The following is a 16,558-nucleotide window of genomic DNA, read 5'->3' as shown; positions in this document are numbered from 1 at the left end:
GGACGTCCCCGTCCTCCGCCGTTCGTTCGTGGCACTTGACCCCCCACGGAGGAGGCAGGCAGATGACGCGCGCGTCCAGCATGTTCGATCTCATCGGCCAACAGGACGACCAACGGCCGTACTACGACACCGGCGGCCGTGGCCGGTCCCACGCGTTCTACACCGGCGAGGAGCAGCACCAGCGGGAGCTGGAACGGATCTACCGCCGCCGCTGGCTGCCGGTGGACCACGTCTCCCGGTTCACCGAGAAGGGCTCCTACGCGACCCTGACCATCGGCACCGGCTCGATCCTGATCATCAACGGCGACAACGGCATCCAGGCGTACCACAACTACTGCCGCCACCGGGGGTACCGGCTGGTGGAGGAGGCCACCGGCAAGCGGCAGAGCATCGTCTGCATCTACCACTGCTGGGTCTACGACCGCAACGGCAAGCTCAAGAGCTTCAACGGCACGTACTTCGACCACTTCTTCGACAAGGAGAAGAACGGCCTGCTGCCGGTGCGTACCGAGATCCGATTCGGGGTCGTCTTCATCACCTTCTCCGACGACGCGCCCGACCTCGACGCCTCCCTCGGCGAGTTCGGCGAGTTCGCCCGGGTCTACGAGCTGGCCGACCTGAAGTGCGTGCAGGCCAAGGACTACCCGGTCGCCTCCAACTGGAAGCTGGTGGCGCACAACGTCAACGAGAGCCTGCACTTCCCGACGGCGCACAAGGACCTGCACCGGATCACCGACTTCGACGACGCGGGCACCTACGAGCTCAAGGGCGACATCGTCGGCGCGTGGCAGGTCATCCGGGACAAGTACAACTCGGTGTCGATGACCGGACGCAGCGACCGGGCACCCATGCCGCTGGTCCCGGACGCCGACCTCAAGAAGATCAACTGGATCACCATCCTGCCGAACCTGCTCTTCGGCTTCACCGCCGACTACGTGATGATGCAGTGGGTCTGGCCGGAGAGCCCGAGCACCTGCTACGTGCGGCACTTCTGGCTGTTCCACCCCTCCGAGACGGCCCGCAGCGACTTCTCGCACGAGGCCGTCTTCGCGCTCTGGGACAAGGCCAACTACGAGGACTGGGAGATGTGCGAGCGGACCCACCGCGGCCTGTCCAACCCGCTCTGGTCGCCCGGCCAGCTCTCCCTGGACGAGGAGGTCGTCTCCCAGATCGACGCCTGGGTGGCGCGCGAGACGGCCGACCCCGTCGACACCGAGGGATGACGGCCGTGGTCAACTGCTTCCTCATCGGCGGCACCCGGGTCCTGGCCCGCTGCGCCGACCAGCTCGTCGCGGCCGGGGTACGGATCGAGGGCGTCTTCACCGACGAACCGGTCGCCGTCGCCTGGGCGGACGCGCACGACGTCCCGGTGCTCGACCCGCACGCCGACCTCGCCGCCGCGCTCACCGCCACCGAGGTCGACTACCTGTTCAGCATCGTCAACTTCCGGATCCTGCCCGGCCCGGTGCTGGCGCTGCCACGGGTGGCCGCGATCAACTTCCACGACGGTCCACTGCCCCGCTACTCCGGCAGCAACGTCGCCGCCTGGGCGCTCTACGAGGGCGCGGGCCGGCACGCCGCGACCTGGCACCGGATGACCGAGGCGGTGGACGCCGGCCCCGTGCTGCTGGAACGGTGGTTCCCGGTCCGGACCCACTCCACCGCGCTGTCCCTGACCTACGAGACCGCCGAGGTGGGCATCGCGCTCTTCGCCGACCTCGTCGGGCACCTGCTGCGGCGCGCACTGCCCGAACCGGTCGACACCGGCGACCGCGAGCGTCGCTTCTACCACCAGCGGGACCGGATCGCCGGCGGCGGCCTCATCCACGCCGGGACCTCCGCCGTCGAGGCCGAACGCATCGCCAAGGCCCTCGACTACGGCACGTTCCCCAACCCGCTCGGGGTGCCGGCCCTGGTCACCGCCCAGGGCGCGGTGTTCGTCCGGCAGATCCGCCGTATCCCCCGCGAGGACCCGCCCCCGGTGACCGTCGTGACGGCCGTCACCGAATCCGCGCTGACCCTGTCCACCCCCGACGGCGACCTGCTGCTGAGCGACTTCACGGCGACGGACGGCAGCGCCCTCAGCGGCCGGGCCGTGGCCCAACGGCTGGGCATCACCCCCGGCCGGCCGCTGCCGGCCGCACCCCCCGGGCGGCTGGCCGCGATCGCCGAGGCGCAGGGACCGCTGCGCCGGCACGAGTCCTGGTGGAAGGCCCGCCTGACCGACCTGCGGCCGGCGCCGCTGCCCGCCGAGGACTTCTCCGCCGCGTCCGCGCACTACGGCCGGTACGAGTTGGCCTACCTGCCCCGGTCGTGGGCCGAGACGGTCACCGTCATCCGCGCCTTCCTCGCCGTGCTCGCCGAACGGATGGAGGCGCCGAGCTTCGACTTCGCCTGGTCGGCCTCGTCCGCGCCGGCCCTCGCCGAGGCGACCCACGGGCTCGCCGTCGCCCGCGTCCCGGTCCGCTTCGACGCCGCCGCCGCCGACGAACTGACCGCCCGGCTCGACGAGGCGACCGCCCGGCACGGGTACGCCACCGACCTGGAGGTACGCCTCGGCCTGGCGTACCGCCCGGTCGGCTCCGACGGGCCGACCTTCACCCGGATCGCCGTCCTCCAGCGGCATCCCGACGATGAGGCGGCCACCGAGCCGGACACCGAGATCGCCCTGCTCTGCCTGCACGACGGCCCGCCCACGGTGTTCGTCCGGGAAACCGCCATGTCCGACGACGAGGCGCTGGAGTTCGCCGAGCGGGTCGAGGACCTCGCCCTCGGGGCGATGCTGCTCGGCACCGCCGCGCCGATGCCCGCGCCGACCGTCGCATCGACACCTGCCGCTGCCGACGAGGCTGCGACCGGGTCGGCAGCACCCGACTCCGCCGACCGGGCGGCACCGGCCGGTCCGACGCCCCCCGGCGGGTCCGACGCCGCCGGGCCGACCGACGTCGCGTCCCACCCGGACCGTGCGGCCGAGGAAGCAGCCTCCGTACCCACCGTGCTGGACCTGGTCGCGGCGACCGTGGCGGCCCGGCCGGACGCCGTCGCGGTCCGCAGCGGGGCCCGGACGATCGACTACGCCACCCTGGATGCCTGGGCCGACGCCATCGCCGCCCACCTGCACGACCAGGGGCTCGGCGCCGGGTCCGTCGTCGGCCTGCTCACCGAGCGCGGCCCCGACCTGGTCCCGGCCATGCTCGGCATCCTCCGGGTCGGTGCGGCGTTCCTGCCGCTCGACCCGAACTACCCGGTGGAGCGGCTGCGCCGCTACGTGCAGGTCGCCGAGTGCGACCTGATCCTCGCCGACGCACCCAGCCTCGCGTGCGGCGAGTCGGTCGGGCCGGTGCTGCCGATCCCCGGCCCGGACGGGTCCGCGCTGGCCGTGCCGCCCACCGTCACCGGCGCGGACCTCGCCTACGTGCTGTTCACCAGCGGGTCGACCGGTGAACCGAAGGGGGTGGAGATCGGGCACGCCGCGCTGGCGAACTTCCTGACCGGCATCGGGGAACGGCTCGGCACCACCGAGACCGACCGTGTGCTCGCGCACACCACCGTCGCCTTCGACATCTCCCTGCTGGAACTGCTGCTGCCGCTGACCGTCGGCGCGACCGTCACCCTGGCGTCGCGGGCGGTGGCCCGCGACCCGCACCGGCTGGCCGACCTGATCGGGGAGGTCACCGTCGCCCAGGCCACCCCGAGCATGTGGCGGCTGCTGCTGGAGACCGGCTGGACGCCGACGCCCCAGCTCACCGTCCTGTCCGGCGGCGAGGCCCTGGTGCCGGCGACCGCCCAGCAACTGCACGGCACCGCCCACGCCCTGTGGAACCTCTACGGCCCCACCGAGGCGACGATCTGGGCGTCGGCCCACCGGGTCGAGTCGGTCGGCGCGTTCCTGCCCCTGGGCGAACCGCTGCCCAACCTCGCCCTGCACGTGCTCGACGCCGATCTGAACCCCACCGACACCGGCGAGCTGTACCTGTCCGGCGTCGGCCTGGCCCGGGGCTACGTCAACCGTCCGGACCGGACCGCCGAGGTGTTCCTCACCCACCCGGTCAGCGGCCAGCGGCTCTACCGCACCGGGGACACCGTCCGGCGGCACGCCGACGGCGCGATCGAGTGGTTGGGCCGGGCCGACTCGCAGGTCAAGGTCCGGGGCAACCGGATCGAACCGGCCGAGATCGAACGCGTCCTGGCGGAGTTCCCCGGCGTCACCGCCGCCGCCGTCATCGCCGTCGCCTTCGAGGGCCGGGGCGAACCGCGGCTGACCGCGTACCTCGTCGGCGACCGCACCCTGGTCAAGGCGGAGCTGGACGCCTTCGTCGGCCGGCGGCTGCCCGAGTACATGGTGCCGGACGCCTACGTACGGCTCGACGCGATGCCGTTGACCGACAACGGCAAGATCGCCCGTGGCCGGCTGCCGCTGCCGGACCGGCACACCATCATCCGCACCGGCGTCCCCTCCGTCGCGCCCGCCGCGACCCCGACGGTCACCGGGCCCGCCCCGGAACCGACCGGCACACCGGAGTCGACCGTCGCGCCGTCGCCCACCGTCGTTTCGGAGTCGACCGTCGCGCCGGAGCCCGCCGTGGTGCCCGAGCCGACCACCGTGCCGGAGCCCGCCGTGGTGCCGGCATCGACCGTCGCGCCGGAGCAGCGCATCGCGCGGGTCTTCGCCGCCGTGCTCGGCCACGACGAGTTCCTGGTCACCGACAACTTCTTCGACCTCGGCGGTGACTCGGCCAACGTCACCCGCGCGGCGCTGGCGCTCACCGAGGAGTTCGGCGTCGCGGTGAGCCCACCGGCCATCTTCGCCACCGGCACCCCCGAGCGGCTCGCCGAACTGCTCCGACCCGCGCCCGCCGTGCCCGAACGCACCCGGCCCGGCACCACCGGGACGACCCCCGAGCAGGCCGTCGTCGCCGCCGCCGAGGCGGTCGTCGCGGCCACCACCGACGCGACCGCCGACGCTGCCGGCGACGCCGCGACGGAGCCGGCGCACCCCGCACCGGCCGGTGCGACCGGCGGACCGCGGGCCGCCACCGGCGACCCGGCCGGACCCGACACCGTACGGCCGGAGCCGCCCCGCCACCGCGCCCCGGCGGCCCCGTCCGGCACCCCGGCACCCGACACCGTCGAGGAGGCGCTCGCCATCATCGGGCTGGCCTGTCGGTTCCCCGGCGCGGCCACCCCCGACGAGTTCTGGGCCAACCTCGCCGACGGGGTGTCCAGCGTCGGGGACGCGCCGACCGGACACCGGGGCTGGGGTCACCTCTGGTCCGCCGCCGACGAGGTGCCGACCGGTTGGATCGACCGGGTCGAACACTTCGACGCCGCCCGGTTCCAACTCACCGACCGGGAGGCCCGACGGCTGGACCCGTTGCAGCGCCTGCTGCTCAGCGTCACCGACGAGGCCCTGGAGAGCTGCGGCCACACCGCCGCCTCCCTCGGCACCGCCACCGGCGTCTTCATCGGCACCATCGCCAGCGACTTCCCCGAACTGGTGGCGGGCAGCATCGGGGCCGGCGACCCGCACGTGGCCACCGGCACGGCGGTGTCGATGGTGGCCAACCGGCTCTCGCACGCCTTCAACTGGTCGGGGCCGAGCTTCGCCGTCGACACGGCCTGCTCGTCCTCGCTGGTCGCCCTGCACCAGGCGGCCATGCACCTGCGCGCCGGGGAGGTGGACGCCGCCGTCGTCGGCGCGGCCAACCTGGTGCTGACCCCCACCAAGACCCGGTCCTTCCTGCGCAACGGCATGCTCTCCCCGACCGGGGTGTGCCGCACCTTCGACGACGACGCCGACGGGTACGTCCGGGGCGAGGGCTGCGGGGTGATCGTCCTCAAGCGGCTCGCCGACGCCGAACGCGACGGCGACCCGGTCCTCGCGGTGGTCCGCGGGTCCGCCGTGAACCACACCGGTGCCGCCGGTTTCCTGACCGCACCGAGCAGCACCGCCCAGCAGGCGGTGATCCGCAGCGCCATGCGGCGGGCCGGCGTCGAGGCGGACGGGGTCGGCTACATCGAGGCGCACGGCACCGGCACCCAGCTCGGTGACCTGATCGAGTTGGAGGCGTTGCAGGCCGCCCTGGGCCCGGCCCGACGGGGCACGGTGGCGGTCGGCTCGGTGAAGACGAACATCGGCCACCTCGAACCGGCGGCCGGGATCGCCGGCCTGATCAAGACGATCCTCGCGCTCCAGGCGGACCGGATTCCGCCCTCGGCCCACCTCACCTTCCCGAACCGGGCGTTCCGCTTCGAGGACTCGCCGCTGTTCGTCCCGGACCGGCTCGTCCCGTGGGACGGGCCCCGGGTCGCCGGGGTCAGCAGCTTCGGCTTCGGCGGGGTGAACGCGCACGCCGTCCTCGCGGCGGCCCCGTCGCCCACCCGGGTGCCCGCCCGGACGGGTCCCGGCCTGCTCACCCTCTCGGCCGGCTCGGAGGAGGGGCTGCGCACCCTCGCCGGCCGACTCGTGCACCTGCTCCGGTCGCCGTACTGCCCGCCGCTGGCCTGGATCTGCGTGGCCAGCCGGCAGCGGCCGGCGGCGACGTACCGGCTCGCCTGCGTGGTGGACACCGTCGAACAGCTCGACGACAAGCTGATGCTGTTCCTCGCCCGCGCCGAGGGCACCCGGAACCTCTACACCGGGGTCGCCCCCACCCCGTCGGGGCGGACCCTGCCCCCACTGGGTGATGCACCCGGACGGGACGCCCTCGACACGGCGGCCCGCCACTTCGTGGCCGGCGACGGCCTGGTGGCCGAGGAACGCGCCCCGGTGCGCTTCCCCACCGCCCCGCACGAGGAGAAGCACCTGTGGTTGGCACCCGCGTCGACGGCGGGGCAGCTCCCGGCGACGGGGTCGCCCACCGAACGGTCGTGGCGCGACCACCCGGAGGCCCTGGAACACGTGGTGCTGGGCGACCCGACGCTGCCCGGCGCCGGCTACCCCGGCAAGGTCGCCGAGCTGCTCGGGCGGGACGCCTTCACCCTGCGGGACCTCACCTTCCGGGCCACCGTACGGCCCCCGGCGACGCTCACCGCCGAGCGGCACGGCACCCGGGTCACCTTCCGCGACGGCACCACCGCCGTGGTCTGCGACCTGGAGGTGGCCGACCCCGAGCCGGTCGATCCGACGCTCACCCCACCCGCCGACCCCGCCGGGCTCACCCCGGTCGACCTCGACGGCATGTACCGCGACTTCGACCGCAACGGCCTACGGTACGGCCCGAGCTTCCGCTGCGTACGCCAACTGTCGGTGGCGGACGGCGCGGCGACCGGCACCCTGCGGGTCGACGCCGGGCCCGACGCCGGACCGGTCGACGCCCGGCTGCTCGACGGCGCCTTCCAGGTGGCCCTCGCCGCCTGCGGGGCGCAGGGCCTCTACGTGCCGTTCACCGTCTCCCGGCTGACCGTGCGGGGCCGGCTCACCGGTGAGGTGCGCGTGCACGCCCGCCGGGACCGGGGCAGCGCGCCCGATGCCGGGCTGCTCACCGCGAGTCTGGTGGTGCTCGACGGCGACCGCCCGGTGCTCACCGCCCAGGGCGTCACCTGGCGTCGGATCTCCCCGGCCCCGCCGCCCACCCCGCCCACCCCGGCGGGCGCGCACGACCGGGCCCGGTTCGACGGCACCATCCCGCCCGGCACCACCGCGTACCCCGGCACCCCGTCCGGCGTCGTCCCGGGCCACGGTGCCGACCTCAACGGTCGGGTCCCGGCCGGCTCCGGACCCGGCACCGCCGCCGCAGGTCACCTTCCGGTCAACGGTGCCGGCGACCTCGGCCGGGCGTTGGCCCGGTGGATCGCCGAGGGCCTGGAGACCGACGTCGAGACCCTCGAACTGGACCGTCCGTTGGAGGCCCAGGGGCTCGACTCGATGCTGGCCGTCTCGCTGGCCCAGGACATCCGCACCCGGCTCGGCGTGGACATCCCGGTCACCCTGTTGCTCGAAGTGGGGACGGTGGAGAACCTCGCCCGGGAACTGCGCGACACCTACGGCGTCACCGCCGTACCGGGTGCCGCGCCGACGCCCGGCCCGGTGCCGTCCGCGCCGCTCGGCGGTGCCCCGGACGGCGGTTCCCCGACGGTGGACGTGCCGGCGGCCGACGTGCCGCCGGTCGGCGTGCCGGTAACGCCGGCGCCGGCTGCCCCGGGTCCGGCAGGTCCGGCTGTCTCCTCCCCGGCTCCGGCGGCTCCGGCTTCGGCGGCGGTGACGTCGGTCGCCGTGGCGACCCCGGCAGCTACGGACCGGCACGACATCGCCATCGTGGGCATCGACGGCGTCTTTCCCAACGCCGGCAACCTGGACGAACTGTGGGAGGTGCTCACCAGGGGCGAGGACTGCCTCCGCGAGGTCCCGAAGTCCCGCTGGGACATCGACGACTACTACTCCGACGCGGCCGAACCCGGCACCGTCTACCTGCGCCGGGCGGGCTTCGTCGACGACCTGACCGACTTCGACGCCCCGTTCTTCCGGATCTCACCGGCCGAGGCCCAGTGGATCGACCCGCAGCAGCGCCACCTCATCCAGTCCGCCTGGCGTGCGCTGGAGGACGCCGGCCTGTCGGGCCGTACGGCCGGCCGGTCGACCGGTGTGTTCGTCGGCGCCAGCTACCAGCACTACCGGGACATGGTCGTGGGCGACGTGGTGCAGACCGCCGCCGGGCTGGGCAACCACAACGCCATCCTGGCGAACCGGGTCAGCTATTTCCTGGATCTGTCGGGGCCGAGCATGACGATCGACACGTTGTGTTCGTCGTCGTTGGTGGCTCTGCACACCGCCGTGCGCAGCATCCGCAATGGCGAGTGCGACCAGGCCATCGTCGCCGGAGTCCACCTGGCCATGTCCCCGCAGTACTTCCAGCTCGGCTCCCGCCTGCGCTCGTTCTCCCCGACGGGTGCGTCGCGGGCGTTCGATGCGGGGGCGGATGGGTTTGTGCCGGGTGAGGGTGTGGTGACGGTGGTGGTGAAGCCGTTGGTGGATGCGGTGCGGGATGGGGATCGGGTGCGGGGGGTGATTCGGGGTTCGGCGGTGAATCACGGTGGTCGGACGAGTGGGTTGACGGTGCCGAGTAGTGCCGCGCAGCGGGAGGTGATCGTGGCGGCGTTGCGGGATGCGGGTGTTGGTGTGGAGGGGTTCGGGATGGTGGAGGCACATGGGACGGGGACGTCGTTGGGTGATCCGATCGAGGTGGAGGGTTTGACTCGGGCGTGGCGGGGTTTCACGTCCCGGACGCAGTTCTGTGCGATCGGTTCGCTCAAGTCGAACATTGGTCATCTGGAGCCGGCGGCGGGCCTTGCCGGGTTGGTGAAGGTGTTGTTGTCGTTGGAGCACCAGGTGGTGCCGCCGACGTTGCATGTGGTGCGGCCGAACGACCATATCCGGTTTGAGGACACGCCGTTCTTCGTGGCGGATCAGCCGGTGTCGTGGCCCCGCGTCGCGGGTGCACCCCGTCGGGCGGCGGTGTCGGCGTTCGGGATGGGCGGGGTGAACGCCCACGTGATCGTCGAGGAAGCGCCGCTCCCGGCCACCCGGGAACCCCTGCCGCAGGGGTCGTACGTGGTGAAGGTGTCCGCGGCCAGTGAGGACGGGGTGCGTCGGCTCGCAGACGGGTATGCGCGCATGTTGTCGGGTGTGGATGCGTCCGTGGTGGGTGACGTGAGTTTCACCGCGAACGTGGGTCGGGCGTCGCATCGGTTCCGGGTGGCGGTGCAGGGTTCTGACGGGTCGGAGTTGGCCGGTGGGTTGGGTGCGGTGGCGGGTGGGGATCGGCCGGTGGGTCGGTTGTCGAATCAGCCGCCGGTGTCGGTGTTCCTGTTTTCGGGTCAGGGTTCGCAGTATCCGGGGATGGCGGCGGGTTTGTACGCGACTGAGCCGGTGTTCCGGGCGGCGTTCGATGAGTGCGCCGAGTTGGTGGCGTCGTGTTCGGATGTGCCGTTGCGGGAGGTGGTGTTCGGGGAGCGGGGCGGTGAGTTGGTGCAGACGCGGTTTGCGCAGGTGGGGATCGTGGCGGTGCAGGTGGGGTTGGTGCGGTTGTTGGAGTCGTGGGGTGTTCGGCCGGGGTTGGTGGTGGGTCACAGCGTGGGGGAGTTGACGGCCGCGTGGGCGGCGGGGGTGCTGTCGTTGCCGGAGGTGTTGCGGTTGGCGGTGGTGCGGGGTGGGTTGATGCAGGCGCAACCCTCGGACGGGGCGATGGCGGTGGTGTTCGCCGACGCCGGATCGGTGGAGGCGGTGTTGCCGTCCTTCCCGGGGGTGGAGATCGCGGCGTTCAATGCCCCGCGCAGTGTGACGATCTCGGGTCCGGTCGAGGCGGTGGAGGCGTTCGGTGCCGGGTCGGGGCTGCGGACGCAGCGGTTGACGGTCAGCCATGCGTTCCACTCGGCGGCGATGGCCGGTGCGGTGGACCCGTTCGCCCAGGCGTTCGGGCAGGCGGTGGTGTCCCCGCCGCAGGTCGGATTCGCTTCCACGGTGACCGGTGGCTGGCATGACGCCCGGTCGGTGGCCGACGGCCGGTTGTGGGGGGCGGGGATTCGCCAACCGGTCCGCTTCACCCAGGCGATCGAGGCGGTACACACCGCCGGCGGACGGGTCTTCTGGGAGATCGGCGCGCATCCGGTGCTGACCGGGTTGGCGCGGGCGACCCTCACCGATACCGATCTGACCTGGCTGCCGACGCTACGACGGGACCACGACGACCAGACGCAGCTCCACACGGCCATCACGTCGTTCTACAGCCGGGGTCTGGGCGACCTCGACTGGGCCGGGGTGCACCACGGGAAGGGACACCGCACCACCACCATCCCCACCTACCCCTTCGAGCGCCGGGAGTTGAGCGCGCCCCGGGTCAGCGAGTCCGCCGCCGCGCGGCGTCGACCGGAGCCGGAGGTTTCCGTACCCGCAGCAGGTGATGGGGCAGTCGGCCACCCGTTGTTCGACCGTCACTACGAGCACTGAGCGAGGGAACGTGACGTACCGGGTTGAGACCTACGAGAAGACCTTCGCCGCACACGAGCCGTTCATCGCCCAGCACCGCTCCGGCGGCCTCGGCATCCTGCCCGCCGCCGTGCAACTGGAGATGGCCCTGCTGGGGGTCGCCCAGCGCCGGGCGTTCCGCCCGCTCGAACTCGTCGACGTCGCCTTCGTCCGGCCGTTCACGGTCGCCGACGGCGAGCAGGTCACCGGCCGCCTGGACGTGACCCTGGGCGAACGGACCCGGTTCGAGTTGGGTGCGGTGACCCCCGAGGGCCGCAGGACGGTCTCCACCGGGTCGGGCGGGCCGATCCCGTCGGGCACCCACCCACCGGCCGCCTGGGCGGTGAGCTGCCCGGTACCGGTCCCGCCGGAGCGCGTCTACGACGGCTGGTCGGCCGCCGGCCTGGCGTACGGGCCGGACTTCCGGACCGTACGCCGGCTCGCCGTCGGCGCGGGCACCGCCGAGGCGGCCCTGGAGACGGTGGCCCAGCCGCTGCCCTGGTACTCCCACCCGTTGCTGATCGACGGCGTGTTCCAGGTGGTCAGCTGCGCCCTCCAGGACCTCGCCGGGGGCGACCCGCCGGGGCCGATGCTGCCGATCGGGGTGGCACGCCTCGCCCTGCACGCCGAGCTGTCCCCGCTCAGCGCCGGGGTGACCGTCCGGGTACGACGTACCGCCGTGCAGGAGGCCTGGTCCGTCGCGGACGCCATCCTGGTGGACGACACCGGCCGGGTCGTCGCCGAGCTCACCGGGGTACGGATGCGCCGGTTGCCGGCCGCGCCGCCCGTGCCGGCGACCGGGCGGCTGCTCACCCGGATCGACTGGGTCCCCGCCGACGCCCCCGCCCCGGCAGTGCCGGCGGCCGGTACCTGGGTGGTCCTGCACCACGGCGAGCGGGACGGCCCGGGTACGGCCACCGTGCGGGCCCTGCGCGCCGCCGGGGCCCGGGTGGTCGAGGTGCTGCCCGAGCCACCGGCGTCGGGCCCCGGTGCCGACCAACGGGTCATCCGTGATCCCGACGAGCCGGCGTTCCAGCAGCTCTGGGCGGAGCTGGCGGAGCCGGTCGCCGGAGTGGTGCACCTGTGGAACACCGGCCCGACCCGCCCGGAACCCACCGAACTGCGTCTCGGCCTGTACTCCTGCCTCGCCGCCCTGAAGACCCTCGGCCAGCGGCAGCGCTCCGGGCACTTCCTGGTCGGCACGGAACGCGGCCAACCGGTGGCCGGCGGCGACACCCCGGAGCCGGCCCGCGCCGCGCTGTGGGGCCTCGTCCGCACCGCCGCCATCGAGTACCCGGGGCTGCGGCCCCGCCTCGTCGACCTCGACCCCGCCTCGGCCGCCGCCCTGCCGGCCGAACTGGGCGACGGGGGACCGGTGGAGACCGGCTACCGCGCCGGGGTACGGCACGTGCCGGTCCGCGTGCCCCTGGCCGCGTCCGACGGTGGTCGGCCGCCGGTCCGGCCGGCCGGCCGCTACCTGATCCTCGGCGGCCACGGCGGACTGGGCCTGGCGGTGGCCCGCCGCTTCGCCGCCGACGGCGCCGGCCTGGTCGCCCTGGTCAGCCGCTCCGGCGGCACCGGCATCGACGGGGCCGCCCTGGCCGGCATCGAGGCGTACGGCTGCCGGGTGGTCTCGTTCGCCGCCGACGTCGGCGCCCCCGGCGCGCTGGCCGAGGTGGTGCGGGAGATCCGCCACCGCTTCGGCGACCTGCACGGGGTGGTGCACGCGGCCGGCGCGCTGAAGGACGGCCTGCTGCGCGGCACCACCGCCGGGGACGTGGCCGAGGTGCTGCGCCCGAAGGTCGACGGGGCACACGAGCTGGCCGCCGCCGTCACCGGCACCGCGCTGGACTTCGCCGTGCTGTTCGCCTCGGTCTCCGGGACCTTCGGCAACCTGGGCCAGGGCGGGTACGCCGCCGCCAACGCCTACCTCGACGCGTTCGCGCACGCCCAGGGCGACCCGTGGACCAGTGTGGACTGGGGGCTGTGGGGCGAGGTGGGCATGGGCACCGCGGTCGCCGCGCAGCTCCGGCGGCGCGGCGTCCGGCCGCTGGGCACGGTCGAGGCGTTGGACGCGCTGATGACCGTCCTGCGCGACGACGTCCGGCAGGTCGTTATCGCCCATCCCGACGCCGCGCCGGGCGTCGGGTCCGGCGTCACCGGCGAGGAGACCGGTGCCGGCGCGGCTCCCGCCCACCCGGCCCCCGCACCGCCGGCCGCCGCCGGCCCGGCCCCGGGCGGTGCCGGGCCCGGTGCGTCCCCGCGCGGTTCGTCCGGGAGTGACGACACCGACGCCGGGCGCACCGAGGACGGGCTCGCCGACTTCCTCGCGGAGCGGCTGGGCCTCGGCGACCTCGACCGGACCGCCCCGCTGACCGACTACGGCATCAACTCGATCATGAGCGTCGAGCTGGCCGAGGAGCTGTCCCGGCGGTGGGCGGTCGCCCTCCCGGCCACCCTCTTCCTCGAGTACGGCGACTTCGCCGAGCTGGCCGGGGCGCTCGCCACCCGGTACGGGGCCCGGCCACCCGCACCCCAGCCGGCACCGGCCGCCGCCACATCCCCGCCGGCCGCCGCCTCACCGTCGCCGGCCGCCGCCTCCCCGCTCGATGTCGCCCCGACGGTCGACGCGGTGTCGACGCCGACGCCGCAGGACACGTCGGCAACGGTGCCGGCACCGCTCCCCGCGCCCCGCCCGGTGTCCGGAACCGTGCCGGCCCCGGCTACGGGACCGGCGTCCGACACCGGGCCGGCGACGCGGCGGGCCGGCGACATCGCCGTGGTGGCCGTCTCCGGCGACCTGCCCGGGGGACGCGACCTGGCCGACCTGTGGCCGATGCTCCGCGCCGGCGCGGACGCCTTCACCGAGATCCCGGCGGAGCGCTGGAACATCGACGACCACTACCAGCACCGTGGCCCCGACATGACGGGCACCTACTGCCGGACCGGCGCGTTCGTCGCCGGGATCGACCGCTTCGACCCGAAGTTCTTCGGCATCGCCGTCCGGGAGGCCGAGGAGATGGACCCGCAGCAGAAGCTGCTGCTGGAGCACGCCTGGTCGGTGGTGGACGACAGCGGGCTCGCCGGGAGGCGGGACATCGGCGTGTTCGTGGGGGCCACCTACACCCACCACCGCGACGCGCAGGGGCTGGCGGCCGTCGGCCCGCACACCGCCCTCGGCTCGATGAACGCCGTCCTGGCCAACCGCATCTCCTACGCGCTGGACCTGACCGGCCCCTCGCAGACCGTCGACACGCTCTGCTCGTCGTCCCTGGTCGCCCTCCAGCAGGCGGTGGTCAGCCTGCGTACCGGGCAGTGCGGCGCGGCCATCGTCGCCGCCTGCCACGTCGGGCTGACGCCCTGGTACTACCGCAGCCTCAGCCAGCTCGGCGCGTTGTCGCCGACCCGGCCCCGGCCGTTCGACGACCGGGCCGACGGGTTCGTGCCCGGCGAGGGCGCGGTGGCCGTCATGCTGAAACGACTCGACGACGCCGAACGCGACGGTGACCGCATCCACGGGGTGATCCGGGGCGCGGCGGTCAACCACGGCGGCCGGGGCAGCGCCCTGCCGGTGCCGCGCAGCGAGTCGCAGGTCGCGGTGATCCGGGCCGCGCTGGCCGACGCCGCCCTCACCCCGGCCGACATCTCCCTGGTCGAGACGCACGGCACGGCGACCCGGCTCGGCGACCCGATCGAGATCGCCGCCCTGGCCGAGGTCTTCGACGGCGACCGGCCCGAACCCTGCCAGCTCGGCTCGGTCAAGGCGAACATCGGTCACCTGGAACCGGCGAGCGGCCTGGCCGGCCTGGCCAAGGTGCTGCTCTGCCTCGCACACGGTGAGATCCCACCGCTGGCCGGGTTCAGCACGCTCGGCGCGCACATCACCCTGCCCCCGGGCCGGCTGGCCATCCCGACCGCACCGCGACCGTGGCGGGCCACCGGGCCGCGTCGGGCCGGCATCAGCGCCTTCGGCATGGGCGGAACGAACGCCCACGTCGTCGTCGAGGAGTACACCCCCGCCCCGGCCGCCCGACCCGCCGACGGGCCGACGCGCGAGCACCTGCTGGTCCTCTCGGCACACACCCCCGACCTGCTGACCCGGCGGGTCGCGGACGTACGGCGGCTGATCGAGGCGGACGACACGGTCGACGTCGGGGCGCTGTGCTTCTCCGCCTCGGTCGGGCGGGTCCACCTGCCGTACCGGGTCGCCGTGCTCGGGGCGACCGGGGCGGCCCTCGGCGCGGGCCTGCGCCGGGCGCTGCGCCTCGGGCCCGAACTGCCGGGCACGGTGCTGCGCGGCGACACGGTGCTCGCCGGTGACCCGGTGCCGGTCGGGCGGGACCTCGCCGAGCGGTTGGCACGCCACCTGCCGTGGCCCGCCGAGCGGATCGCCGCCGAACTGCGTACCCCCGACGACGGGCTGCTCACCGCGCTGGCCGGCTGGTACGTCGCCGGCCGCGACGTCGACTGGCGACCGCTGTACGGCGGTGGTGGGTTCCGCCGGCTCGCCCTGCCGCCCTACCCGTTCCGGGACCGCGCCGACCGGGTGCCCGCCCGCCCCGCCCCCGAACCGTCCGCGCCGTCGACGCCGCTTGCGGCAGCCGCCCCCGACCCGGCGGACGGGCACCGGGGACCCGACCTCGACCGGCTGCTGGACGCCCACCGGGTCTTCGGCCGGCAGACGGTGCCGGCGGCGCTCCTCGTCACCCGGGGGTTCGCCACCGCCGCCGTCCTGGAGCGGCTCGCCTTCACCGCCCGTGGCACCGGGCACCACCGGCTCACTGCGGACACGACCGCCGGTAGCACCGTGACGTTCCGCTACGGCGGCCAGGTCATCGGCCATCTCACTGCCGGCGCGGTCCGGCCGGAGGGACCACCCCCCGCACCGCTGCCGGTGGACCGGGAGTACGCCGCACACCCCCGCACGCTCGACCCGGCCGGCCTGTACGCGTGGTTCGCCGCCAAGCGGGTCGACTTCGGCGCGGCACTGCGGGTCATCGGCCACATCGCGTACGGCACGACCGGGGTGCTCGTCCGGGTCGACCACACCGACGCGGACCCGGCGACCCGCGCGGTGGCCGCACTCGACGCGGCGCTGCAGAGCATGGCGGTGCTGACCCTGGCCGATCCGGCCGCCTCCGCGCTGACCTACCTGCCGGTGTCGATCGGCCGGGCGGTGCGCTGGGCCGACCCGGCCGACACCCGGCACGTACGGCTGCGGCTCACCGGCCAGGACGTCGACGGCAGCCGCCGGGCCGACGTCGCGCTGCTGGACACCGCCGGCCGGGTCCTGGTCGCCCTCACCGACGTGGTCTACCGGCCGGTCGCCGCACCGACCGACAACCCCGTCGCGGACCGGCCGGCGGCGGACCCCGCCCCGGCGGAGGGCCCGGCGTCGACGGCCGGGCGGCAGCCGGCCACCCCCCGGTCGGTGGAGGGGACCGTCGTCGAGGTGGTCCGCACGGTGCTGCGGGACCCGGACGTCACCGCGACCGGGTCGCTCGCCGCGACCGGCATCGACTCGATGCTCGCCACCATGGTCGCCGCCGAACTCCAGGAACGGCTCGGGGTGACGCTGAGCCCGGTGGAGGTGTT

Annotated in this window: 2 protein-coding genes and 1 pseudogene; all 3 read left to right on the top strand. The window is 74.4% G+C overall.

What is annotated here, in order from left to right; genetic code table 11:
- Nucleotides 1-62: 62 nt before the first annotated feature.
- On the top strand, nucleotides 63-1,223 hold the full coding sequence (locus tag FJK98_RS20375; protein WP_205789073.1) for an SRPBCC family protein: 1,161 nt from the start codon (nucleotides 63-65) through the stop codon (nucleotides 1,221-1,223).
- Nucleotides 1,220-10,945 (top strand): polyketide synthase, encoded by a 9,726-nt coding sequence (locus FJK98_RS20370; protein ID WP_145920447.1) that lies wholly within the window; start codon nucleotides 1,220-1,222, stop codon nucleotides 10,943-10,945. Before FJK98_RS20375 ends, FJK98_RS20370 begins: the two co-directional genes overlap by 4 nt.
- Nucleotides 10,899-16,532, top strand: a pseudogene (locus FJK98_RS34170) (SDR family NAD(P)-dependent oxidoreductase); the annotation flags it as partial. The gene FJK98_RS20370 and the pseudogene FJK98_RS34170, both read left to right, overlap by 47 nt.
- Nucleotides 16,533-16,558 lie beyond the last annotated feature (26 nt).

Origin of the sequence: Micromonospora sp. HM134 (assembly GCF_007833915.1) — a bacterium.
Taxonomy (GTDB): domain Bacteria; phylum Actinomycetota; class Actinomycetes; order Mycobacteriales; family Micromonosporaceae; genus Micromonospora; species Micromonospora wenchangensis.
The sequence above is the reverse complement of the archived record's forward strand: the minus strand, read 5'-3'. Positions and strand labels throughout refer to the sequence as shown.